This is a genomic window from Enterococcus gilvus ATCC BAA-350 (assembly GCF_000407545.1).
Taxonomy (GTDB): Bacteria; Bacillota; Bacilli; order Lactobacillales; family Enterococcaceae; genus Enterococcus_A; species Enterococcus_A gilvus.
The window spans coordinates 451,466-476,797 of the sequence record NZ_ASWH01000002.1 but is presented as its reverse complement, the minus strand read 5'-3'; the positions used below and the strand labels follow the sequence as shown (position 1 = coordinate 476,797).

Below are 25,332 nucleotides of genomic sequence, written 5' to 3'. Positions count from 1 at the left end.
CAAATGATCAAGAAAATCATCCTTGGTGTCGTACTGATTGTGCTCTCATTGCCTATTTATGCCTTCGCTATCGAGCCTAATATCGTGATCGTTCATCAGCTAGATTTAGGGGATCGCACCAAGCCTAAGGCGCTCAAGGTAGTACAGCTCTCAGATATTCAAGTATCCGAAAGTTATGAAACGAAGCGCTTAGACAAGGTGATCCGTAAAGTAAACCGCGAGAAACCAGATATCATCGTCTTTACTGGAGACTTATTTGATAATTACGCGAAGTATGCCCATGAAGAGGAAATCATTCAGAAATTAAAAGAAATGACCGCGACGGTTGGAAAATATGCCGTTTGGGGCAATCATGATTATGGGGGCGGTGCAGGACACATCTATGAACGTGTGATGAATCGTGGAGGGTTTGAAGTGTTAACGAATGCCGGCGAAACACTGCCGCTGCCCAATGGCAAAAAGCTGTTTATCGGCGGGTTGGATGATTCTTTGCTGGGGAATCCCTCCGTAGAGGCGACATTGTCCTATCGTGACCGCTACGATTACTCTGTATTGTTGACCCATGAGCCTGATGTAGCGGACAAATTTGTCGGAACGAATACCCAGCTTGTTTTAGCAGGCCACAGCCACGGGGGACAGGTTCGTTTGCCATTTTACCAAGTCAAAAATGTTTTAGCGGAAAAATATGTTCGAGGGCTATACGAGCTTAGCGATCACAGCAAATTGTATGTCAATACAGGATTGGGAACGACTGCGATCCACGCACGATTTGGCGTGCCGCCGGAAATTTCCGTTTTTGATTTGCATTTTTAATTAGGCTAGGCGTCATCTTGGTTGAAATCTCTTCTGTTACGTTAGAATAGAATCAAACGTAAAGGGGCGGACACAAATGAACAGTCAAGAACTTATCACCAAGTATCTTTTAGATAAAAAGAGCCGAGTCAAATTAGCGATCCTGCAATTTCTTTCGGATAATCCCTTTTATATTACCCGTGATTATTTAACTGAAGAGTTTCAGCTATCCACGCTGAATTTTACCCTGTATATGAAAGAGCTGGAAGCAGATATTCTTTCGTTACAGTTAAGTGAGCGGCCTATTTTAAAAAAGGGGAATTTTGTAAAAATCAACGTGCCTTATGCAGATCTGGCTACGTATTATTACCGCTTGCTGCTGGCTTATTGTGAGCAGTCGACGAATTACCTGATATTAGTATCTCTGCTGAAAAAAGATACCAATTCTATTTTAAGCATCAGTGAGAAAACCAATTTCAGTGTTTCCTACATCTATTCTCGGATGAAAAACATCAATGCGTTTCTTTTCCATTACGGGATCGCCATCACCTTTTCAAAGCCAGGTAAAAAAACGATCAAAGGAAACGAGCTTCAGCTGCATTATTGTCTGGTCGACATTTATTGGAACATTCATTCCAATGTAACGATCCACTCATCCGACGAGTCTTATCAGCACGCCGTTCATACGCTGAATCTGTATGTTAAAAAAGACGTACTGCAACATCTAGAAAATGGCATGATGGACAAGCTGTACTTGTTGATCCATCTGTGTTTGAAAAATTTCCCGATTACGAGTTTAGCGAAATTCCACGGGCAGCTGCAACAGATCCCGAACGTGGAATTGTTTACGCACCCGACCTTTGACCTGTTGAAGCCTAATCTTCCATTGAGCGATGAAGCAAGAATGGCGATCAATATCCTGTCACGTCTGCTGGTGTCAAAAACCGAAACAAGCGACGTCAACGCCGAGCAATACGCTGTGTTGCAGCAAGAAAAAACACTTTATTTTCGCTACGCAGAGGAGATGATCGCTACCTTTTCAAAAGCATTCGAATTGACCATTCCAGAAAATGAGCGCATTTTGTATACTTTAAATTTTATTCGGAACCAAGTTTATTATGACGTGCTGAGTAAAAACAATCCCAACACAACGATGGCAAGTTTCCTTATTTATACTGAAAAGAAACACCAAGAGGTAAAAGAGGCGATCGAAGCCTTTTATCAAGAATTCAAGTCTTTGAAGAAAACGGACTATCCCTTCATGGATAAGCAAAGTGAACAGGGGCTGCTGGAGGACCTGATCCATATTTACGATCGCTATAAAAAGAAAGAGAAGCTCGTGATCGGTGTCAATTTTACGAGGGATTATTATATCAACGACGACCTTTGCTCCCAGATCGAGCAGCACTTTGGGACGAAGAATGTCTTGTTGAAGAAGAAAGCCATGAATCAGTGCGACATCGTTATCAGTGACTGTCCGCTAACCCATTTGCCGGAAACAACGAGAATTGTCTATTTAATTGATGGAAATATCACCTCGAAAAAGATGAAAGAGCTGTTCAAACAGTTATCCGATCACATTTTTGACCTGCGTCAGGAATAAGCCGTTTTCTACAATTTAGTTATTTTTTCAATAAAAATAGAAGAATCCATCCTCCGCTTTCTCTTTTATCATAGAAAAAAGGAGGAATCACGATGGTGACTATTTTAATTGGCAATTCTTGTACATCCTGTCGGAAAACGAGGGCTTGGTTTCAGGCGTACGGCATCCCTTACGTTGAGAGAAATATTGACCACGAGCCTTTGGCGCAACAGGAATTGAGGCAATTGATCACGCTGTGCCCAAACGGTGTCGATCCAATACTTTCAAAAAAATCCAAAGCATACAAATCACTGAACATCGATTTTGAAGACGTATCCTTCAATCAACTACTGGTGCTTCTCAGTCAATACCATAAACTGGTGAAACGCCCAATTATTTTCGATGAACGCAAACTTCTAATTGGTTTTAATGAAGAGGAGATTCGGACACTCCTGCCAAAGAAAATCAAACAGACAAGCCGGCAGTCGCTTTACAAAGGCAACGTTGCGATGCTGTACGAAGATGTGCTCACACTGCAAAACGAAAAGGGAATCTATTAAAAGTTCGATTTTTCTAGAAATAAATAAAATAGATGTTTACGTTTTCATTTTTGTGTGCTAAGATACTTTTAAATCGAACAGGCATGTGACTGGTAATGCAGGCAGGACCTTAATAAGGCTTCATTTTGTTTAAAGCAAAGTGAAGGGTTATTTTGGTCCTGCCTTTTTGTTGTTTGAGTGGCCATCAAAGAACGAAATAAAATGAAATGAGGAGAAAAGATGAACTATCGGGAAACAGCAAAACAAATTATTAACAATATAGGCGGCAAAGAAAATATTTCTCACATTGAACATTGTTCCACGCGCTTGCGCTTTACGTTAAAGGACGATAATAAAGTCAATAAGGACGCCCTAGAATCAATAGAAGGTGTCATTGGTGTTCGTCTAAATGTTCAATGTCAAGTGATCATTGGAAACGATGTTGTCGAGGTCTATGATGAAGTCATCCAATTAGTTGGGGATACTTTTTCAACCAGTGGAGATGTTCCTAAAAAGAACCGTAAAATTGGCGCGGTTCTGCTTGATTTTGTTATTTCTGTATTTCAGCCATTAGTTCCAGCCATCGCTGGTGGCGGAATTTTAAAATCGTTACTGATGTTGGCATCATTGACAGGTTTACTCAGCGACCAAAGTCAGACATATCAGATATTGAATCTGATTGGTGGTGCTCCATTGTATTTCTTACCTATTCTGGTAGCGATAACCACGGCAAACAAATCAAAGGTGAATCAACTAGTTGCAGTCTCTATCGTTGGGGCGATGATTTTGCCTGAAATGACGACGATGTTAACGGAGGGTGCTAAACTTTTCTCTTTTACTATTGAGAATATTGCCTATGCCTCCCAAGTGTTCCCTGCAATTTTAACCGTTCTATTTTATTCATTGATGGAAAGATTCTTTACGAAATATTCTTTTAAAGCGATACGGATTTTCTTCGTACCGATGATGAGCATGTTGATAACAGTCCCGGTTGGGCTGCTGATTTTAGGGCCACTGGGGTACAATGTTGGAACGGTGTTCTCAAGCGTGATTATCTCTCTGTACTCAACAATTGGTTGGGTGGCAACTGCTATCTTAGCAGCTATTTTGCCATTGATGGTTGTTACGGGTATGCATAAGGCGATGATCCCCTATGCGGTATCTTCCATGGGAGAACTAGGTGCAGAGCTATTATATCTTCCCGCTTCATTAGCACATAACATCGCTGAATCTGGGGCTTGTTTTGCAGTTAGTTTGAAAACCAAAGACAAGAAACTACGCTCGACAGCTATCTCAGCAGGGATTTCGGCTTTGTTTGGGATTACAGAACCAGCGCTTTATGGGGTGACTATTCTTCATAAAAAAGTGTTGATGGCAGTAATGGGGTCTAGTTTTATAGGCGGCGCCATAGCGGGACTTTTTGCAATCAAAGCATTTGCTTTGGTTGGACCGGGAATCGCCAGCATCACTATGTTTGCTGATCCAGATAATAAAATGAATTTAGTTTGGGCGTTTGTAGTATTCGGTGCATCTTTTGTAGTAGCGTTTCTAGCAGCACTTTTCTTGTATAAAGACACTAAGGCAATAGAAAAAAGCGAAACAAAATCGACAACGGCTCAGAATGAATGGCTATCAAGTCCAGTAAAAGGCCAGGTTATTCCACTTTCAGAGGTTCAAGATGATGTCTTTTCTAGCGGAATGGTAGGAAAAGGTCTTGCGATTATTCCCGAAGAAGGTATACTTTATGCGCCAGAAAACGGAGAGATCACGACGGTTTTTGAAACAAAACATGCCCTTGGAATGAAATTGTCAAACGGTGCAGAGGTTCTGTTTCACATTGGCTTGGATACCGTACAAATGAAAGGAACAGGCTTTGAAGCGTACGTTTCCGCTGGAGACCATGTGACTCAGGGAACGCCTTTAGTAAAATTTGATATCCATGCTATCCAGGATGCTGGATTTGACCCAATCGTTGTTTGTGTTGTTACCAACGGCGAACGATTTGACGTACAGACGGTCAACGAGTCACAGCATGTAACTAACGAATCCAATGTATTATCAATAAATACGATTTAGAGAAGGAGTTTTTTTTAAATGACAGAGCAAACATTTCCTAAAGATTTTTTATGGGGTGGCGCAATCGCAGCAAATCAGGTAGAAGGAGCTTGGAATTTAGATGGAAAAGGCTTATCTGTAGCTGATGTCGCAACATTTAAACCTCATGTAGACAATAAAGATTTTTCTGCCCATATGACAGTGACTACAGAGGCAGTGAAAGAAGCCGCGGCGGATGAGACAGACACATGGTATCCTAAACGCCGTGGAATTGATTTTTATCATCATTTCAAAGAAGACTTAGCTTTGTTTGCTGAGATGGGATTTAAAACTTTGCGATTATCAATCGCCTGGACGAGACTTTTTCCGACAGGAGAAGAAGAGGAGCCGAATGCAGCAGGTATAGCCTTTTATAAAAATGTTTTTAAAGAAATGAAGCGTCTAAATATTGAACCGATCGTCACTTTGTCTCATTATGAGATGCCCCTGGCATTAAGTTTGAAATACAATGGATGGGTAGATAGATCCGTAATCAATGATTTTGTACGTTTTGCGAATGTCTGCTACGATAACTTTGGAGAGTATGTTCGCTATTGGCTGACCTTTAATGAGATAGACTCGATCCATCGACACCCATTTACGACTGCCGGGATCATTCCTGACAAATCAGGAACGCATCTTGAAAATGATATTTATCAGGCGTTGCATCATCAATTTGTTGCAAGTGCACTTGTAACAAAGGCAGCGCATGAAAAAATTCCCGAAAGCCAAGTTGGTTGTATGTTGACCAAGCTAATGACCTATCCGCTGACGTGTGAGCCAACAGATGTTGAATTGACTCTGAAAAAGAATTTGGAAAATAATTTCTATGCAGATGTTCAGGTTAAAGGGATGTATCCAAAAATGATTCTAAAAGATTTAGAGAATCGTGGAATTAAATTGAAAATAACCGCAGAAGAACGAGAAATTTTAAAAGATAATACGGTTGATTTTGTTACCTTCAGTTACTACATGTCCATGGCAGAGTCAGGCGATCCAAAAGCCGAGCGAACACCAGGAAACACGGTGTTGGGGGTGAAAAATCCTTATTTGCCTTCTACTGAATGGGGATGGCAAATTGATCCAAAAGGCTTGAAGATTTCATTGATTGAGTTGTATGATCGTTACCAACTCCCTCTAATGATCGTAGAAAACGGTATGGGAGCTGTCGATACCGTTGAAGAAGATGGTTCTATTCACGATCCATACCGTATCGACTATTTCAAAGCACATTTTAAACAAATGAAAGAAGCAATCGATGAAGGCGTGGACTTGATTGGTTACACCAGTTGGGGCCCGATTGATCTTGTCAGTGCAGGGACTTCCCAGATGACGAAGCGATACGGATTCATTCATGTCGATGCCGATGATGAAGGAAACGGAACATTTGACCGCAGCAAGAAAGACTCTTTCTACTGGTATCAAAAAGTGATTGAAACAAACGGTGCGTCATTGGACGAGTAGTGCGAGGAGGAAAACATGTGATTTTAATCAAAAAAGTCTTAAACTCAAGCGTAGTTCTCGCAGACGACGACGGAAAAGAAATCATCGCCTTTGGTAAGGGAATTGGCTATGGTAAAAAGGTCGGCGAACAAATTTCAGACGATCAAGTCGACAAAATGTTTTTAGCCGCGGAAGATAGAAAAATGTCTCAAATCATTGAGCTAGTCGGAGAAATTCCTTTTGAGTTTTTTGAGATTTCACGTGATATTATCCTCAATGCAGAACGCGAATTGGGAAAAACACTGAACAGTAATATCTATCTCACGTTAACAGACCACTTGCATTTTGCGATTGAGCGCTCAAGAGAAGGACTAGTTGTGGCGAATCGTTTGTACTGGGAAATTAAAAATTACTACCCAAAAGAATTTGAGATTGGTAAGCAGGCGCTAGCGTTACTAGAAAAGAAATACGCGATTCAGCTTCCAAAAGAAGAGGCTAGTAATATTGCGTTTCATTTGATCAATGCACAATCCGATGGTTCTGAAGCTAATGGGTTCAAATACGCTAAAATGATCAGCGGGATCGTGAATATGGTCCGCTACTCGATTCAAAAGGAAATTGATACCTCTTCGATTCATTATTCTCGTTTTATTACACATGTACGTTATTTTGTGGAACGTTTATATGAAGAAGGACTGTTAGAGGAAGGGGAAGATCAACTATACGAACAAATGTGGATTTTATATCCTGCGGCGATGGAGATTGCTGGAAAGGTCAAAAACTATATCGAAACTATCAACCATACCGCGATTCCTAAAGATGAGATTATTTATCTAGGGGTTCATATCAATCGATTAATGAAACACACAACCTAAGAATACAAACAGTTTTATTTTCCGCTCTATAAAAAACAACGTACAATCTGCATTATGAGATTGTACGTTGTTTTTTTACTTCAAATTTCTATCAGAGTCTACGTCCAAAGATCATTGATCACCGACCGTTTTTCTTTTTTGACGATGTGGGTGTAGATTTCTGTCGCTGAGGTGCCGCTTTGTCCGAGAATCTCGCTGACGGTTTTCAAATTTTTTGTTTTTCTGAAGGCCATCGTGCCGACGCTGTGGCGCAGCTTATGAGGAGTGGTGCGTTTTCCAAATGCGGTGGAGTATTTGTCGATCATTTTTTCGATAGAACCACCCTCCATTCGTTTAGCCACATTTTTGTGCTTGGTCAGAAACAAGGCGGCCACGGAATCGTCAGCATTGTATAGCGACTTCCGCTGATCGATGTATTCTTGGATATAATCGATAAAAATGGGTGAGATCATCGCGTGGTCAAGTGTATCGCCTTTTCGCTGTACTTGAATGTACAGGCCGTCATAATTAAGATCATGGACATTGGTGTTTACCAATTCGGATAACCGAATGCCCGAACCAAGAAAGAGGGCTAAGATCGCCGTGTCTCGAATACGATTTTTTTCATAGGCGGTCTTGGCTTGACGAGAGGTCAACGTAGTGCCGTAGCCGCTATAAACATAATCGACAAAATCAATCGCATCCGAATCTAAATACAGCATTTTTTCGATTTTATCCTTCCGCACGGCATCTGATGCGTCGACGCCGCCATTTTCGATATTCACCATGATATTTCTACGCAACATCGGCCGTATCACGTAATCCCCAAGCTGCTCGTCAAATTCTTCAATTTCTTCATTTGCGAGATATTTAAACAGGGAACGAAGTGCAGTGATGCTACGCTGAACAGTAACTTTTAGGCGATGTGTGTTTCGTTCAGTCAAGGGGGCTTGTGCCAAATCTTTTTCGGCTCTGCCTTCGAAGGTTCGCTTAGGGGATTGATTCAAAAAGGACTTATATAAAACGATGTTGTCTTTGTTTAGTCTTTCAAAATCTTCCAACCGAATCGTTGAGATATCAGCAACTTGAATAATCGTTTCAGAAGAGAGCCAAGTCAAAAACCGGCGATATTCCTTGGCATATTCGTACAACGTATTGGTAGAACGGGGGATGGCTTCTAAGTACAATAAATATTTTTGAATAAAGTCGGGGAGTTTTTCAAATTCTTTTTCATAACGCTCTTTTAGTAATTCGCGACTCATGTCATACAGTCCTTTCAGTTAGAGTAGGAGAGAAGTGGTGATCTCTCTATCCTTATAATAATAGGTATATACCAATTTGTCAAGAATAAAATAACAATTACAAAAAAAGGGTAGAGGTATCTTTTTTTATAAGGATTGCTGAAAAATGGTTCTTTTTGTAATGCTTAACAGGTGTTTTAACAAGGTATAAATAACTAGAAATATAAATGTGCAGAGGAGGTAAATATGAAAAAAGAAAATTCTTGATCGTGCTAGATAAATGTTTGATGAATTTGAAACTAAATTAAAGGAACAAATTTGAATCCATCTGTTAACAAAAAAACTTTGAGATCACTGATTTTACAGCATTTTTCAAACCATCAGCGGATTAGATCAAGCATAATTGTTCCGAAATCCGTAGAACAAACGCGTCAGTGAGAATTTACGGGATCCATGCGACGAATAGATTTAGCTATAAAAATCAGACTTTTTACCTTACAAATGAGTTCTAAAAATCATGCTTTCGGGAAAATACATATTGTTACGAAACCTTGATTGCTTAATAAACGCCTTCCTCAGCAAATAAATTGCTAAAGATCCTTCATTGACGACTTACTTCGCATGTTTTGATAAAAGTGATCCATGACGCTTGAAGTGTTCCATTAATATGGCTCCATTGTATATGCGTACTAAAACATCCTTTATGGACCGTTCGTTGCACAATGATCCGTACCAAATGATCCATTTTTGACTCGAGAACGTTCTTTTTGATTTACTGCCGACCGTTGGTTCTGTACAATGACGACTTAACGATCGTAAAGTTTTATCACGATTTTCTTTTCAATCGTAAATAATTTCGTGGTTTTTCTTTTCATTTGTAAAGTTTTGTTTCTATAGATGTATGATTTGCTGCGACTCGTGTAGATACTTAATTAACAGCTCTGACGTTTTTCCTCTTTTATGGTTTGAGAAAAACTGACATTATTCTCAAACCATAAAATATCTTCATTCCTCTCTTACGCCTGAATCATTAAAACAAAAAACTTTCCGACTACGAACGTCGAAAAGTTTTTTATTTTAATACGTCAATTTCTGAACTCTTTGAGCTTTAGTGAGTTGTTCACTTTCTGCATCAATCGTGTAGTTAGCGCCATATTCCAAATCAAGCGCATCAAACGAGCCAATCTGGATTGCAGGAATCTCATTCTCTCTTAGAACGATCGATAAATGGCACAAGATGGACCCGCTCTCGAAAAGAAAGCCGATGTTCTCTGCCTTGTTCGCATAGATGAACCGCAGCAGTTCGATGCTGGTCTTTTTACAGGCAAAAATAAGATTCTCGCCGTCGTTTGGTTTGTTTTCTTCATTGAAGGCATTATGAAAATGAAGATCGAAAGACTCCTCGTCAGTTAAATCCACGTAATGTAGCTTACCCGTTCGTTTTCCATGAGATAAAATGCCTTGAGAAATATCTTTAGAGGTTAATTCTGGCAAATCCTCAGAATTTTTAACAAGATCGATCAAATAAGGATTGGGGGTATCGTTGATTTCCAATAGTCCGAATTCGATCAAAGCCACCTGCTCCTGTAAAAATGTGTCAAACTCTTTTAGAATACGCTGAATCTCCTCTTCGGTTAAACAATTCTTTTGATTAGATTTGTCTGTATGCTGGATCACGGCTCCCTCAGAGATCTCATACCACTCTTCTTGGCAGAGCTCATGTTTAGAAAGGACCGTTCCTTCCCGTGAAACAAGGTAACTAGAAGCTGGGATCGTTCCCTTTGTAAAGAAATGCCCCTTGATTATTTCAATGATGGTGTTTTCGCCCTCTTTTTTGACGACACCGGTGAATTTAGGCGAATAAATTTCCTGAATAATGATAGAGGAAATCCAAAAGTCATCATTTGCCATCGTCACAAACTCGGCGACGCATTCCTCGATAGTTGAATATTTTGGTGCGGTGTTCATGGTACTTCCTGAATCTTCTAGTGAATTCAAGTGGATACGGTCAGTATCGCCAATAAAGGACCGAACTACCTTTTCAGAAATGAGCTTTGGATAGATCACGACCGCACTGTATCCGTGACAGAGAGGACTTCTTTTGATCGTCTCCAGAGAGGCTAGCTCTTGCTGCGTGCTTGATGTGTTGCTGACGATGACGTAAGCGTCCGAGACATGGGTGTTCTTTTTCTGAGCATCGATCCTTAGTGAAACTTTGTCACTCTTCAGCAATTGTTTAGGGATACTGTCTAGGTATTCGGCTGTTACAGGAACGGTTTTTGACGGTATTTTTGTAATAGAGGTCAATGGTCTGCATTGGATATAGGTAAAAATGTTCTCTTTTAGGGTCCATTCCACGTCAATCGGATACCCTAGGACGCGTTCCAGCTCTTTTACCTTCTGGCATAATTCAAACAATTTTTGTTCCCCGAACGGAATGACTTGTTCATGAGGTAGTGACCAGCCCTTTTCTGAGAGCGTGACAAGGACATCAGTGCCCGCCTCTTCGCCTGACACCAGCTTGTCGCCGCAGCCATCCGTGAAGCTGATGATGCATTCTTTTTTTGAAAAAGTAAAGGGACTAGATGAAAAAAGGACTCCAGAATAATCCGCACGAATAAACGGTTGGATCACGACGCCCATTTTATTCGAAGAGGACGTCTCTCCTTTTTCTTGACTTAAAAGCACTTTTTTAATTCCTGCCAGGACATCCTCAAAACACATGAGCCCCAGAATCGTATCGTAATGCCCTGCGAAGCTGTCATTGGCGCCATCTTCATTAAGAGCAGACGATCGAATCGCAAGATCATACAAATCCTCTTCAGTTTTGAAGGCTTCCAAATGCTGGAAAAGCGTTCGCTGGAACGAAGGACAATCTACTTCCGCAGGATCATCCGTTGCTTCGATAAAGATGCTTTCAGGGACAGGCAGTTTGTTTAAATACAACTCATGTAAGCCGTTTGCTTTGCCTCCATATGGATAGGAGGATGAAAAATTTTCGAGAGAACAACTATACAGCATCGATTACCCCTCCTTCGACATCCGAATAATTCTTTGGTCGATTTCGTTCTTTTTAATGAATCTGGAAACACTGTCGGGAACCAAGTTTTCCCATGGTTCGCCAAGTATAATTTTTGAACGTACTTCCGTTCCACTCGTTATTTTTTGTTCATTTGTCCGTTCCCACATGACCTCGATCTCACATCCAAGTGCTGAGAGTGTCGCGTATTTCTCATGGCTCCACTCATCGTACAATGTCATCAAATAGGTCCCATCTTTCGGAACATAATTAAATAATTTCTCAGGGACATTGATCGGAAAAGGCACGATATCAAATCTTTCTCTAGGGACTGATTGCTCAAGCAGAGCTGCCCGAATCATTTGAAACCGTTCGTAGTAAGTCATTGGATTGGCACTATCCAATGAGCGGTGCGGATTGGCTGCCGTAAATTTCGTGTAGCTGCTATCGGGGCTTGAAATGCCAATTAATAAATACTCACATCGGTTCAACCCTTCCAATAGATATTCCAAATGTCCGTTATGCAGGATTTGAAACCTTCCGTGGATAATTCCAAGTTTATTCGTCATTTTTTTCTCCAATACAAAAATATATATGTTTAATTAATGATACCATGCCGTTCATAAAAAATATGCCGTTTTTTAATGCTGCTCACGGGTTAAAAAAACAAAAAAATCATCGTGCAGCATCCGCAAGAACCTTAGATGCCACACGATGATGATTAGTTGATCGATTGTTTAAAATTCACCAAGTCAACAGCCGTCTGCAAACTGGCTTCATCTTGGATAGGAACCAAAACGGCAGTTAGTTTCCCCGATTGGTCAATGGTGGCGCCGTGAGCCTCCAGTCTTTGAAATAGCGCATCCGCCACAAGCTGTGGCCAAATGCGCGCTCCGAAAAAAACGCTCACCTTGACTCCCGTCTCCCAGACAGAAATCCAGCCAAGATTTTTCTTCTTAAGAAGGATTTTGCTCAACCAATTATGACCGTCCTTATAGTAGTGCCATTCCTCCTGATAAGAAAAGTCATGGAGCGCTTCAAGAAGCTGCTGGTAAAGCGCCAGATGCTCGGCTGACAAGTGATTCGCTAAATGTTCGATCGATGGAAATTCCTCAGGGTCCTTTAAAATAGGTTTCATACAAACGCCTCCTTTTTCTCTAGTCTACCAAGTAAAACCTGTAAACCCATGTCAAGTTTTGTATTTATTTCGCAAGTGTTCAATACGCAGCTTCATTTTTTCACGATAAGCTGCAGGCTTCAAGATTTCTACACGATCCCCAAATGAGAATAAATAGTCCAGAGTAGTCTCATCTTCCGGCAAAAGAACCGATACATGCAGGCGCCCGTCTTCTAGATATGTGACCGCCTTAAATTCCTCCAACACACGATAAGCCGCACTTGCATCAAACAACAAGGTCAACTCGATTCGCTTTTGCGGCGAAGTGTTTAGCGTTTTAAATACTTTTTGGGGAATTTGTCTGGTAAAAGTTTCGTCTTGAAGCCTCACATCACGCATACGAGCCACCTTGAACAGGCGCGCCTCGTTTCTCAGACGGCAAAAGGCATAGAGGTACCACGCTTTCTCACGAAAAATAAGCTTCAGAGGCTCTAGCGCTCGATCGGAAAATTCTCCCTTCGCATTTAGATAATGGAAGTGAACGACTTTTTTGGCGATGATGGCATGCTGCAGTGTTTCAAAAAGACCGTTGCGCAGTCCCGTCCAGTCAGAGAAATCAATCTCCAGCCAGGGGGTCTCCTTCTTTTCAAATAGGCTATTCATTTTTGACAGCAACGCACGTGATCGTCCGTCGTTCGTAAGATTTAGATTCTGTACTGCAAGGAGGATCTCCTGCCGCTCTTCTTCGGAAAAGAGAGCTTTTTCCAGCACATACGTTTCATTGATGAACAAACCGCCGCCTTTTCCTCTAACCGCATAGACAGGAATCCCAGCGGCACTCAACGCATCGATATCCCGATAGATGGTCCGTGGGGTGACCTCAAATTGTTCCGCCAGCTCTGGGGCGGTGGCGGACCCTTTTTCCATTAAAATAAAAAGTATCTGCAACAATCGACTTTCGATCATGACGCGCCCTCCCCTCATTATTCAGGATAGCATGCGGCTCTTTAGAGCGAAAGAAAAAATAGAAAAACACTCAAAGAACGGATCTTTGAGTGTCAGAGAGAAATTATCGTGCAGTTAAAGCGTCTTCCTTGTTCAAAAAGAAAGGCCGGTAATAGGCAGTGGCATTGCTCATTGGCAATACTTCTTCGCTTAGTTTGATGCCGATTTCTTCTATTATATAGTGTCTGCGTGCCTGCATACGGGCCCACATTTCAGGATACGCTTCCTGAATCAGCGCGCGGAGGCGTTCATCTGCCAATAGGATACCGCCCTCACAGCTTGCCCCCGAATAGCCGGGAACAGAAGGAATGATATCGAATTGGAACAGCATACCGCTTCGGATCGTTTCCTGAGAAGCAGGATAGATCGGTGAAGCCAACCATTCTTCATCCGCACAAAGATGACCTGGATTCAGGTGCCAGCCGTAGGTTTCTTTTGGTAGCACTTCTTCGATCTTGTCATATAAAACGGCGCCATTCATGTCCACCGTAATTGCCTCGAGCCACGTTTTGACTGCGTTGTAGTAAGGTTTTGCGACGCGATCCAGATAATCTCTTTCATTTTCCGGCAATTCTTCCGTGCTATGGACAGCGTAACCGCCACGGCTCTGCAGACCGCCTTTATAGCCGACAGTCATGGAAATCCGATCACCAAGCTGAATTTTCTTATTCGTTGGATAAAGGTTCGCTTTTTCAAAACGAGCCCCCGTTGCCATGATCGTTACCACGCTTGGTGTTTGCCCGTAATCATTCAACAATCCGCCAAGCTCCAGCTCACTTTTGCCGATCTCTAGCTGCTCCATGGTTTTTAGCACGCCGTTGCCAGCAAGCATAGCGCCGAATTCGTAATGAGCGACCTCATTTGCATTGTTACTGGTGCGCAGACCGTTTTCGCCAATTAGAATAGATGAGGCATTTGTAAACGTCGCCTTTGGTGCAGCTTTCTTCAGCCCTTCAACTAAAAAGTATGGCAAATCAAAAAGTGCAGTATTCTCTTCGGAAGAGCTGGTAAACTTCTTCCAGCCAATCAATCCAATCGTGCGTGCCTCTTGCAGCTGTGTTTGTTGCAAAATTTCTGACACAGTCAATGTGGTCTCCATGGGTTGATTTGGCAGAGAAAAATGCGGCATATGGACAGCCTCCGCCGCAATTCGAGCAAGAGGGGCTTTATTTAGATTTTCGTTGCCAAGTACCAGATAAGCGTCTCCGTTTTGATGGACCACGAGCAAGGCTTCCTCAAAACGTGGAACGAAGCCTGTAAAGTATTCAAAATTGCCGCCATGCTCTAAGTCAGCATAGATTGCGACTGCATCGTAATTGTTTTCTTCCATTTTTGCCAGCAGCTGCGTTTTGCGCGCTGCCATCGTTTCATCGGTCAATTGAACCGGTACGACATTCGTATCTAAATGTGGTGGTGTTACTTTCGCTAATTTAATCACAGTAAATGAACTCCTTTATTTTTTTCTATCATAACATAGCTTTTCATGAGAAAATACGTTGTATAGTTTTCTTTTATAGAATCAACTCACTCTTTTAAAGAATAGATTAATTAAATAGCTCGCTTTTTTTGAAGAAAATCGGTAAAATTATAACGAGAAAAACTATTTGTTTGAAAGGAGTCAATATGAAGCAGCTACTTAACTCCTCTACTTATCGACGAATCCAATTCGTTGAATTTTTAGATCAGCTTCCTTCTTGGTGCGACATTAAAGAAGCAGCAAGAACCGTTGATTGTTCCGTGAAAACGCTATTAACAGACATTGATTTTATCAATGAATTCTGGGGAGACTACATTTACATTGACTATTCAAAATTTCAGGGGGTTCGCCTGAACAACATTACCTCAAATAAGCTGGGGAATGTCTATGGTCAGATCTATCACGAATCATTAGAATTTCAGTTTGTTGAAAAAATGCTTTATGAATCCAATCAGGATGCCGAGTATTGGATCAACGAGCTGTTTATGAGCGAGGCGTCCTTTTATCGTATGGTGAATGCGCTGGAAGATTTTTTGAAGCGTCGAGGACTGACGCTTGAACGCTCCCCTTTTCGGATCACTGGTCCGGACGAACGCTGGGTCCGGTTTTTTTACCAGCAATATTTTACCGAGGCATATGGTGTCAATCAGTGGCCCTTCACCTTGGATCATGAAGAAACGACGTGCTTCATTATGCGCACCTCGACTGATTTTGATGTGTCGCTAGACGATCGTGAGATACAAGAAGCGGCGTACCTATTCATGGTGACGTTGAATCGGATGCATCAAGGCTTTTATTTGCCGGAGAATGTCTATGTTGAAGAGGACGACACGATTGATAAGGTATTGGATTTCAGCCGTCCCTTTGCGGAACACCTCTTGGCCGATACGGATTTTAGTTTGCCTAAAAAATGGTACAAAGAAGTGAGCCGAACGGTTTTCCATGAATTTTATAATTGGGACAATCCGGAACAGATCGTCCGCATCAATGGGAAGATCGATACGTTTCTAAAAAACTTGTCCCATGCGATCGAATTCCCATTAGATCGTGATGACCGTCGGAAAATCATTCAAGCGATGATGTCTTGGTACGTGGAATACAATTTCTATCCCTACCGACCGAATATGCTGTTTGATAAGCACCAAAAATTTGCGCGGGAAATTCAATTGGTGTATCCTATTTTTTCTGCGTTGGTCAAAATCCATTTAAGGGATATCGAGAAAAAATCTCCGGAGCTTTGGACAGATATTCGTCTAAACAATGTCTTTTTCTTACTGATGAAGGAGTGGACCCATCTCCCTATCCATCTGGAGAACATGCGCCAAAAAGTTTCCATCATGATCGTGAGTGACTTGGGACGGCGGCACGCAGAGATGCTTCAGGATTTCTTGATCGCCAATTACCATGAGCGGATCTCAGTGGATACCTTCAAAGAACCGGTGATCTCAACCGGCCCTGAGGATTTCGAAGCCTTCGCCAAGTACGACATAGTTTTGAGCAATAATCCTATCAAGGGATACGAAAATAGTAACGTCTTGATCGTCAACAATTTCTTCTCCGCTTCGGATCGTGACAACCTGTGGAATTTCATCATTGCTGTCCAAAAAAACGAAGCCCGCAGACACCTCAAGGAGCTTGGAAACATCAAAATGAAGACGGCCAAAGAAATTTATTTTTCTCAACAGATCCTCAATTAATCAAGAAAACGACCATTCAACTGAATCAAGTTGAATGGTCGCTTTTTTATTTATTTGCAAACACGATCAGGTTGTAGTCATCGTTGATACACGTTTGCAGTGTGATACGTTCGCCACCGCCTGAGCCAGTGATTTGATCCCAATAATCAGTGCCATCTGCGGCCATGCCGTAGTCATCAACGGTTACGATATGGGAGATCGTGTATGTTATGACGTTGTTGGCACTGTCGGAGACATCAATTGATTGGCCGTTTCCAAGTGAAAACAGCACATTGAAGATACCAGGATTGTGTCCGATAAAATGTGTATTCGCGCCATCGTTCCCCGATTGCACTGAGGCGCCGCCCCAAGTGGCTACTTGGTTATGATTGGCATCAATGATTGCCTGTCCATTGCCTTGTCCCGCATTTGAATAGGAAATGAACTGTCCATTGATTTTCATTTGGTTGGCTTGAATAGAGACAGGTGCAGGCTGTGCAGCATTCGTTGATTCTGCAGGGGCTTCTGTCACTTGCTCAGGAACAGCTTCATTCACTGGCGGGGCCGGACGTGTGTTGACTTCAGGAGCTTCTGTCGGTTCGGGTACTGACTCTGGTGTATTTTCAGGAGCCGTTTGCGCTTCTTCACTCACTACTGGGGCCTCTTCTGTTTCTGCTGGCTGTTCTGCTTCTTCTGATTGAGCGGGCACCACACTGCTATCAGTGGTAGCGGGTTCAGCCGCAGCTTCACTGGTTGAACCAGTGGATTTGTTTTCTAATTTGGTTGACGAAGAGGCGGCTTCCGTTGATTTCTTGCTCGACGATTGCACTGCAACTTTTGGTTCAGTTCCATTAGAGGCAGATTCCTGTGACTCCCCTAATACAGAAATCGCGCCAGTCGTTATGAGTAAGGCTGCGATGATAGTAAATTTCAAGTAGGTATTCATTTTCCGTTTCCTCCTATATATAGGCTGTTCTTCTTGCCTTAAAAGTAACGGAAAATAAGCCCTTTCACTGAATCCCGACTCGTAAAATAACTATTGATATTATATGATGGTTGAAAAAAACGGACAACAGCCCATTTTCTAGCAATATTTTCATAACTTTCCTTGATAAAGATAATTCTGGTCGAGCAAAATATTAGGGAAAACATTAATAATTTTGGCGAAACTGTTTTTAACTAAAGTCATAAGAAAATAATTCATATTCTTCTATATCAGAAAAGCGTGCATACCGTTCATCGATTGTCAGCGATTTTAATAAATCTTTTAAAAGTACGTCTAAAGGTCGGTTTGTTGTTGAATCAACGATTTTTAAAGGACTATTCAAATTATTACGATGTACAACAAACAATATAGAGACTTTTAAAAGATCGTCATCAAGTTCTTTAAAAAGCCTTTTATAAAAATTAGTTGTTTCAAAACTGATGTTGATGTATTCCTCTAAATCTTCTGGTGAAGAAATTACTTCATTTATTTTCGCTATTTTTTCTTCCTGATCCGCTTTAGAACAGGCTTCTATAAGCTGATTAAACCGGTCAGCAGGAATCATAGGAGGCAATTCTAATCGCTTCTTTGTAGAAGTGGTCACTAAAAAGAATGAACCCGCGCTCTCCGTGCCCTCTAAATGACGTGAGTAATCCCGAAAGCGAGAAAAGGCTCTCTGATAATACGTATTTTTCTGAAAAAGGAAATCAAGTGCTGGAAAATTTGACTGTGTTTTTAATTGATGGAGCGCATAGTGCGCTTCGATCGTATTCAGCAGAAGGGTTTCATTGTCTCTTTTTTCTGCTAATACTTTCCCAACGAATTGTTTAAACACACAGTCAAAAAGATTATTGATGTCCCTTCGATAATCAAACCCTAGCTTTTCTTGATACACGTTTAGTAACTCAACAATTTGTGTCTCAGGAATATACGTGATGAAGAAAACCTCAGCAGTTAAATTTTGCAGATAGCGTTCGTAAAAATCCAAGCCCACAAAATCTAATGGAACAGCTTCCGCCAATTGATAGTCTAAAAATGCGTGATCAACTTCTGCGGCAGCATACTCCATATCATAATTTGCAAAGAAGTGATCGATCTCAGCGAGACTTTCCTCCAGTGACTCTATTCCAAAGGTTTTAACATTCTTCAAAAGGACTTTGTAAAGGCGCTGCAGTGCATCGAATCGTTTTGCCAGTTGCTTTTCCCCTTGGTCAAAGCGAACAGGCACTGTCCCCTCTCCACCATTTTCCAAGACATATTCGATGGATCGTTGAATCTCTTCCGCTTGCTCGATAGTCATAACAGTGGTTCCGCTAAGTCGCTCTTGAACTTTTTTCAAAAAGAATGGATAGAAGGTTGGATCGCTCAAGTAATTTTTCATTTTATTCCTCCAATGCTGGGAAATCTTCAAAGGAGCCAATCAACCTGTCTAAATCTCCTTGATATTCTCGGTAACGGGCTTCGATCGCTTCACGAATTTCCTCGTCAGTGACAGAGCCAGAATGATGGGCGCGCAAATAATAAAAAATCGATTGACAGGCGGATAAATGGGTCACGTACTCACGTTTATAAAAAAGTGGCTCTAAAGCTAAAAAAGAAGCGAAGTAGTTGGTGTTCCCCCAGCTAAAATCGACTAAATGATGTTCTTCAAAGAGCGCCTTGCGTTCATCAGTGATTGCTGTGAAATCTGCTAGCGACAACTGATACTTTTTATTTCCCCCTTTAAGCCATTGATTGATCTGTAAATTTACGTCGGGTGCTTGTTCAGACAGCGACTGGTTAAATAACGTACTATCAAATCTCTTCATCCCTTCATTCTCCCCTTTCATAGACGTAATAGCACAGGTCAATCGAAAAGGCAATCTTGAAATTTAGTCAAAAATGTGGTATTATAAAGAGAGTTGAGAGAGTCTGTTTAAGCCTTTCTTAACTTTTTTTATTGCTTATTTTTTGTATCTAAAAATTTTGAGAAAATAAAAATAACCAAAGGAGCATATTATGATTCAAGCAACCTTGCTCTATCTTCTCGCCGCTGTATTTCTGATATGGGTTTGGAGTCCCGCCGCGCCGGTACGCTTCTTTCTACTTGTACTACTGATTTTTCTCTATTCGGTCACTTCAAAACGACTTCAATCAAAACGGCGAAAATAAGAAGGTGCCCAACAGTAATCTTTTAGTCTACGTCTACAAAAAAAGCAAGCCAGATTAAATCTGACTTGCTTTTTTAAACGTGATGCTTTTTATCCTAATGGGCTCAAACGGCGCATCTTGATCGTCTGTTTCTTGGTTGGCAATCTTTCGGACAACCGATAGGCCATCGATGACTTGTCCAAAAACAGTATAACGCCCGTCCAGTTCTGGGAGACCACCGACCGCTTCATAGTGGGAACGAACCTTCTCTGGCAGAGTCATGCGATACAGTTGTTCCTTGTCTGCCTGATTTCGTTCGACGATGAAAAATTGATTGCCGTTGGTGTTCGGACCATGATTGCCTAAACAAACCGCGCCATCAAAGTGATAGAGACCCTCATCGACTTCATCCTCAAAATACCCGCCGTAAATAGAGTGCTCCTCTTGCCCTGAACCGTCCAGCGCACCACCTTGAATGACAAAATCCTTGATCACTCGAGCAAAGGGGGTATTGTCATAAAACCCTTGTTTAGCTAGTCCACGCCAATTTTTGACGGCTTTTGGTGCATCCTGCCGAAACATTCGGAATGTAATTGTCCCCGCATCCGTTGCTATTTGGCAAAGCTCTTCGTTTGGCCCGACAGCCGATAACTGCATTAGGCGATCATTAGGGTACTTGATTCCTTGATCGGTAGCAATCACCTCTTGGATATACCAGTTCAGCTCCCTTACACCTAAGCGAGCAACCTTGAGGGAATACGTATACTCCCTTTTTGCGGTCGCCACGCGATATGACACGATGCCCCGCAAATTGTTGTGGGAATCTCCTTTGACTTTGAATAGACTCGTAAAATGCGCCTCTAAAAAAATCAATTCTTGCCGTTTTAAGGTGCGAAAGTGTTTAGCTTCCTTGCCTAAAACAAAACGTTCGATTTTTTCTGTATCCCCTTCTGCCAATGCCTGCGTAAATGCTTGCATCCGTTCAGTGATCTCTGCTTCATCCCAGTGACGAGGAATTAATTGATTGGTCACGGTCTCTGTTTCGATTTTTCGTTTCACAAAAGCAGAAAGAGCTCCTAACGCTCCCGCTGTCAAAATAAACTTGGCTTTCTTCATACCCTGCCTCCTAACACGCTTTTTTCTTATTGTAACAGAAAAAACATGAAGTAGTCATTCCGCTAGTGACAGTGGTCTTTGGAAAGTATTTATTTCTAATGCGATATTTTTAACGGCTGTTCTCAAATGATATCCGCCCTGCTATAGCGATTTCTTGAATTTGCGAATTTTCTTCATTGCCCACTCATAATGACTCGCAGTGGCGGAAACAAAATAACTTCCCAGCGTACTGCCTCCCACCCACGAAAAGCTGCCTTTCGAGAACAATTCTTCGTTTGAGAACGTATCGGCTAATACCATCACTTGCTCATGGCTTTCTGTTAAAAGCTGGCGTGCAGTCTCATAGCTGGTGGTTTGGTGCTTTTCCCAAAATTCTACGTTCATTGCTCCGTAGTTCTTCCAGTTATAGACCTCCTTCAAGAACTGCTTCGCCTCCCCTGCTTGATTCGCCGTCACCCAGTTCAACAGCAACTGATGCCATTCGTATAAATGGATCAGCACGTCGCGAAGATTTTTATCCCGCGTCCAATGAGCTTGCTTCTCATTTTCAACATCAAACTGAAACGTACACATTAATTTTTCCTCTGGAATCGTTTCAAGCAGCGCGTTCATTTTTTCATACGTGTCAGTCCCTGCTTGAATCAACTCCTTTTTTATTGTCGGTCTTCCCATAATAAACTCCTCCTCGAATCTCTTTGATACACTTATTGTAGACCAACACGTAACGTGGGAGTCAATACTTTTTCTTAGTACCACTGAAACAAAAAAAGCTTCTCCAGTGTAAACCAGAGAAGCCGTCCTTATTAAATGATGCCTTTATCGATTTGTTTTAGCTTTTGATAATGGGCATTGGTTCGTTGCAATTCTTCTGGACTGCCTTTCATCGTCAAGCGTCCATCTTCAATGAAAATGACTTGGTCCATTGCGTCGATCCCCTGCAAATGGTGGGTGATCCAAATCACCGTCTTCTCTTGCAATTCATGGAAAAAGGTATCAATCAAGGCTTGCTCCGTCACAGGATCAAGTCCCACCGTAGGCTCGTCCAACAAAATGATCGGTGCTTCCTGAAGTAAGATTCGTCCAAGCGCCAAGCGCTGGCGTTCCCCTCCAGAAAAGCGTAAGCCGGCTTCGTCCACCATTGTTTCCAGTCCTTCCGGTAAACTCTCGACCAATTCCTTCAATCCTACACGCGCTAAAACTTGCCAGAGTGCTTCCTCTGTCGCCGCTTCATTTCCGATGCGCAAATTATTCGCTATCGTTGTATGGAATAGATACGGTGTCTGATGAATCACCCCTAGATAGTTGCTGATGGCATCACCAAATGCATAAGTCTCCTCTCCATTCAGCATGATCTTTCCTTTTGTTGCCTTCAAATCGCCACGAATCAGATTCGCCAGAGTACTCTTTCCCGAGCCGCTTCGGCCAAGGATCGCGATCTTTTCACCAGGCTGCAACGTCAGATCAATGCCTGACAGCACTTGCTTATGACTGTCTGGATAATGATAATGCACCTGATCAATGGTCAACGTCACCGGTCCTGAAACCGTCGGAATCGTCTCAAGATGTTCTTGGATTTCCGGCAGCTCATTCAGATTTTTAATGGAGTCCTTGTAACTATTTGTTTCTTGCGCTGCAGCCGGCAACGGTGCAAACGCATCGATCAATGGAAAGACCGAGAGTACAAAGGCAGCGATCCAATTCGCGGCTCCCCCGTGATTTCCTGGAAATTGCCGACTTGTCCATAGCAGCAACGCAATGGTGATTACACCAAACATCAATTGCAAAATAAAATTGCGTTTTCGTTGAAAGCTTTGAAGTTTGCGCGTGACCTCTCGCAGTGCTTCTTCGGATTTTTCGTGATGGTTCACATAATCCTGCCCCCGTTGACTAAAGATCCAATCCGACACCCCTAACACATTGTCGGTCAAATCGCTGTACAGTTGATTCTTCATTTGCTTTTGCTGCTCTTGCCGTGCACCGTTGATGATCACCGACCATAAAGGCAGTAAAAATACGACGATTCCCAGCAGCAACAGCATTGCCAATGCGAAAAAGGGCGAAAAATACCCGATCCCGATAATAATAAAGACGTACAACAACCAGGCGATGATCGTTGGGAAAATAGTTCGCAGATACAGATTTTGGATATGGTTGATGTCCTCTGAAAGAAGACCCAGAATATCTCCGGTGCGATGGTTCTGTTTAAAGAAAATCGCGTCCTGCTCCAACGAATCGTAAAGCTTCACCCGTAAATTCGACGTCATCTTCAAGACCCAATTATGACTGACCAACCGTTCCACGTATCGAAAGACTGGCCGACCGATCCCAAATGCCCGTGTCAGCACGATGGGGATATAGATCAGCAAAATATTTTCAGGCAGCGAGGCAGCACGACTGATCAAGAAGCCTGAGTTGAACATCAACGCACCTGCACAGAAAAAAGTGGTGAAACCAAGCGTTAGCGCCAGTATCAACGATTTCTTGTACTGCTTGAAAAAGGGTTTGACCCATTCATCTGTTTTTAATACTTGAAACAAGCCGATTCGATTCATCCTTTTTCACCTCGCAATGCCTGACTCAACCTCATAAAGGCGCCATTTTTTTGTTTTAATTCTTCCAAGGTTCCTTGCTCCACCAATTGACCGTGGTCCATTACCAAGAGATAATCCATCTCTGCTAACCAATGCAGTCGATGTGTCGCGAAGAAAACCAAATGATCGTCCATTAACGGCAGCATCCGTTCCTTCAGCTCGACTTCTGTCTCAATGTCTAAGTGGGCAGTTGGCTCATCAAACAATAGAATTTTTCGTTCTTGATCTAAAAAGGCCCGTGCCAAGGCAATTCTCTGTGCTTGTCCGCCGCTAAGCGTGCGTGCGCCTTCGCCTAATTTCGTGTCCAATCCCTCCGACAATTCGTTGACCAAGTCCGTTAAGCCTGTGACCTTCACCGCTTTTAAAATCTCGTCATCCGTTGCTTCTGGATGATAAAAGGCAATATTTTCACGAACAGAGCGTTGGAAAATGTACGGATTTTGCGGAATGTAAATCAATTGTTCCTGCCACTGAGGCTGATCAAACGCAGGTAACTCATGATCGTTAAAGCGAATCTGACTTTCATTAGGACGTAAAAACCCGCTCAAGACATTGATCAGTGTTGATTTTCCTGATCCGCTCATGCCGATGATCCCGATTTTTTGATACCCCTTTACCGTAAAGTCTGCTTCTGCACCCAGCTTTTCTTCATAATCATAGCGCATCTTTACCTGCAGTTGACTTTCTTGGGCCCACGTCGGCAGACCGATCGTCACCCCTTTGTTCTCCGGCAGATCCAAAATAGCATTCACAGCATCCATCGCATTCTTCCCGTCCAAGGTCGCGTGGTAATCACTCGAAAAATCACGGATCGGCAAGAAATATTCTGGCGCTAAAATCAGCACCGTCAATGCAGGGAATAAAAGAATGACTTCATTGATTAGACGCAGCCCTAAAAGAACGGCGACTACCGCTACCGAAAGCGTCGTAAAGAAATCCAACGCAAAGGTTGAAAGAATCGCGATCTTAAGGGTATTCATCGTAGCCTGACGGAACCGCTCGCTGGTGGTGTAGATGCTCTTACTGTATTGCTTGCTGATGCCAAAGAATTTCAGCGTGTCGATCCCTCGCAGAGAATCAATAAAATGATTCGACAGCACTTGGAACACTTTGTATTGCTTGTCCGCTTTGCTTTGTGCCGCATAACCTAAAATGATCATAAAAATGATGATCAAAGGAAATACCAGCAATAGAACCACGCCCGATTCCCAATCCAACAGAAAAATGGCGACCAGTAAGATCCATGGAATAATCATCATATTCAGCATTTTGGGCAAGATCAAATGAAGGTACTCTTCTACCTGATCGATCCCATCTAACGCTGTTGTGACGACACTCCCGGTCCCTTGTTTTTGCACTACCTGTGGACCTAAGCGGAAAATCTTTTGCAGCAGCTCGCTGCGCAAGTCTTTGGCCTGCTGGTACGCGTATTCTTCTAAAACGTGCTCCCGCAGATACGTCATCACATGCCGCAATGCGAAAGAAACAAAGAACAGCAGCAGCCAATTGATTTGATTGTTTAAGCCTTCCCCGTTCCATAAATGAGTGATCGTCATGGATAGACCATACGCTTGCCCAATTATAAAGATTGCTTGCAGGACAGCAGATCCTGCAAGCAACATCAGAATTTTTTTGATACCGGGAAGTTGTAATAACTTCTTGTCTATCATG

General features: G+C 42.2%; 20 protein-coding genes. 7 read left to right on the top strand and 13 right to left on the bottom strand.

Going from position 1 to position 25,332, the window contains the following annotated elements; translation table 11 throughout:
• The first annotated feature begins 3 nt into the window (after nucleotides 1–3).
• The 6 genes from I592_RS17365 (at nucleotide 4) to I592_RS17340 (ending at nucleotide 7,325) form a co-directional block, all read left to right on the top strand.
• Nucleotides 4–813 carry a metallophosphoesterase gene (locus I592_RS17365; protein WP_010779271.1) on the top strand — a complete coding sequence of 270 codons (810 nt, stop codon included), beginning with the start codon at nucleotides 4–6 and terminating at the stop codon, nucleotides 811–813.
• 76 nt (nucleotides 814–889) lie between these two features.
• The gene (locus I592_RS17360; protein WP_010779272.1) at nucleotides 890–2,395 is read left to right on the top strand and encodes a helix-turn-helix domain-containing protein; all 1,506 of its coding nucleotides are present in this window, start codon (nucleotides 890–892) and stop codon (nucleotides 2,393–2,395) included.
• A 92-nt stretch (nucleotides 2,396–2,487) separates the two neighbouring features.
• Nucleotides 2,488–2,934 (top strand): Spx/MgsR family RNA polymerase-binding regulatory protein, encoded by a 447-nt coding sequence (locus I592_RS17355; RefSeq protein ID WP_010779273.1) that lies wholly within the window; start codon nucleotides 2,488–2,490, stop codon nucleotides 2,932–2,934.
• Nucleotides 2,935–3,153: 219 nt separating this feature from the next.
• Nucleotides 3,154–4,989 (top strand): beta-glucoside-specific PTS transporter subunit IIABC, encoded by a 1,836-nt coding sequence (locus I592_RS17350; protein ID WP_010779274.1) that lies wholly within the window; start codon nucleotides 3,154–3,156, stop codon nucleotides 4,987–4,989.
• 18 nt (nucleotides 4,990–5,007) lie between these two features.
• Nucleotides 5,008–6,471, top strand: coding sequence for a glycoside hydrolase family 1 protein (locus I592_RS17345; RefSeq protein ID WP_010779275.1), 1,464 nt, complete (start codon nucleotides 5,008–5,010; stop codon nucleotides 6,469–6,471).
• Nucleotides 6,472–6,488: 17 nt separating this feature from the next.
• Complete coding sequence (locus I592_RS17340; RefSeq protein WP_010779276.1) at nucleotides 6,489–7,325, top strand: PRD domain-containing protein; 837 nt, start codon at nucleotides 6,489–6,491, stop codon at nucleotides 7,323–7,325.
• 98 nt (nucleotides 7,326–7,423) lie between these two features.
• On the opposite strand, the gene xerS is transcribed toward I592_RS17340, so the two are convergent.
• The 6 genes from xerS to I592_RS17310 all read right to left on the bottom strand — a co-directional run bounded on the left by xerS (nucleotide 7,424) and on the right by I592_RS17310 (nucleotide 15,124).
• Nucleotides 7,424–8,566 (bottom strand): tyrosine recombinase XerS, encoded by a 1,143-nt coding sequence (gene xerS, locus I592_RS17335; RefSeq protein ID WP_010779277.1) that lies wholly within the window; start codon nucleotides 8,564–8,566, stop codon nucleotides 7,424–7,426.
• 1,056 nt (nucleotides 8,567–9,622) lie between these two features.
• Entirely contained in the window at nucleotides 9,623–11,566 is a 1,944-nt protein-coding gene (locus I592_RS17330; protein WP_010779278.1) for a PEP/pyruvate-binding domain-containing protein, read from the bottom strand.
• Between the two features lie 3 nt (nucleotides 11,567–11,569).
• Nucleotides 11,570–12,133 carry an adenylyltransferase/cytidyltransferase family protein gene (locus I592_RS17325; RefSeq protein ID WP_010779279.1) on the bottom strand — a complete coding sequence of 188 codons (564 nt, stop codon included), beginning with the start codon at nucleotides 12,131–12,133 and terminating at the stop codon, nucleotides 11,570–11,572.
• Nucleotides 12,134–12,285: 152 nt separating this feature from the next.
• Nucleotides 12,286–12,702: a DUF3788 family protein gene (locus I592_RS17320; RefSeq protein WP_010779280.1), complete on the bottom strand. Its 417-nt coding sequence runs from the start codon at nucleotides 12,700–12,702 to the stop codon at nucleotides 12,286–12,288.
• Between the two features lie 51 nt (nucleotides 12,703–12,753).
• Complete coding sequence (locus I592_RS17315) at nucleotides 12,754–13,647, bottom strand: helix-turn-helix transcriptional regulator (protein ID WP_010779281.1); 894 nt, start codon at nucleotides 13,645–13,647, stop codon at nucleotides 12,754–12,756.
• A gap of 103 nt (nucleotides 13,648–13,750) precedes the next feature.
• Nucleotides 13,751–15,124, bottom strand: a complete 1,374-nt coding sequence (locus tag I592_RS17310; protein WP_010779282.1) for a M24 family metallopeptidase — start codon at nucleotides 15,122–15,124, stop codon at nucleotides 13,751–13,753.
• Between the two features lie 185 nt (nucleotides 15,125–15,309).
• On the opposite strand from I592_RS17310, the gene I592_RS17305 reads away from it, so the two are divergent.
• Entirely contained in the window at nucleotides 15,310–16,860 is a 1,551-nt protein-coding gene (locus I592_RS17305; RefSeq protein ID WP_010779283.1) for an AcpB/EbpR/MafR family transcriptional regulator, read from the top strand.
• A 46-nt stretch (nucleotides 16,861–16,906) separates the two neighbouring features.
• Here the strand turns inward: I592_RS17305 and I592_RS17300 are convergent, their stop codons facing one another.
• From I592_RS17300 to cydD, 7 genes are all read right to left on the bottom strand, one after another.
• Nucleotides 16,907–17,785: a sortase domain-containing protein gene (locus tag I592_RS17300; RefSeq protein ID WP_010779284.1), complete on the bottom strand. Its 879-nt coding sequence runs from the start codon at nucleotides 17,783–17,785 to the stop codon at nucleotides 16,907–16,909.
• A gap of 229 nt (nucleotides 17,786–18,014) precedes the next feature.
• On the bottom strand, nucleotides 18,015–19,205 hold the full coding sequence (locus I592_RS17295; RefSeq protein WP_010779285.1) for a DUF6179 domain-containing protein: 1,191 nt from the start codon (nucleotides 19,203–19,205) through the stop codon (nucleotides 18,015–18,017).
• A gap of 1 nt (nucleotide 19,206) precedes the next feature.
• Entirely contained in the window at nucleotides 19,207–19,632 is a 426-nt protein-coding gene (locus I592_RS17290) for a DUF6323 family protein (protein ID WP_010779286.1), read from the bottom strand.
• A gap of 397 nt (nucleotides 19,633–20,029) precedes the next feature.
• On the bottom strand, nucleotides 20,030–21,070 hold the full coding sequence (locus tag I592_RS17285; protein ID WP_010779287.1) for a peptidylprolyl isomerase: 1,041 nt from the start codon (nucleotides 21,068–21,070) through the stop codon (nucleotides 20,030–20,032).
• Between the two features lie 141 nt (nucleotides 21,071–21,211).
• Entirely contained in the window at nucleotides 21,212–21,742 is a 531-nt protein-coding gene (locus I592_RS17280; RefSeq protein ID WP_010779288.1) for a ClbS/DfsB family four-helix bundle protein, read from the bottom strand.
• 131 nt (nucleotides 21,743–21,873) lie between these two features.
• Nucleotides 21,874–23,622: a thiol reductant ABC exporter subunit CydC gene (gene cydC, locus I592_RS17275; RefSeq protein ID WP_010779289.1), complete on the bottom strand. Its 1,749-nt coding sequence runs from the start codon at nucleotides 23,620–23,622 to the stop codon at nucleotides 21,874–21,876.
• Nucleotides 23,619–25,331 (bottom strand): thiol reductant ABC exporter subunit CydD, encoded by a 1,713-nt coding sequence (gene cydD, locus I592_RS17270; protein ID WP_010779290.1) that lies wholly within the window; start codon nucleotides 25,329–25,331, stop codon nucleotides 23,619–23,621. Before cydD ends, cydC begins: the two co-directional genes overlap by 4 nt.
• Nucleotide 25,332 lies beyond the last annotated feature (1 nt).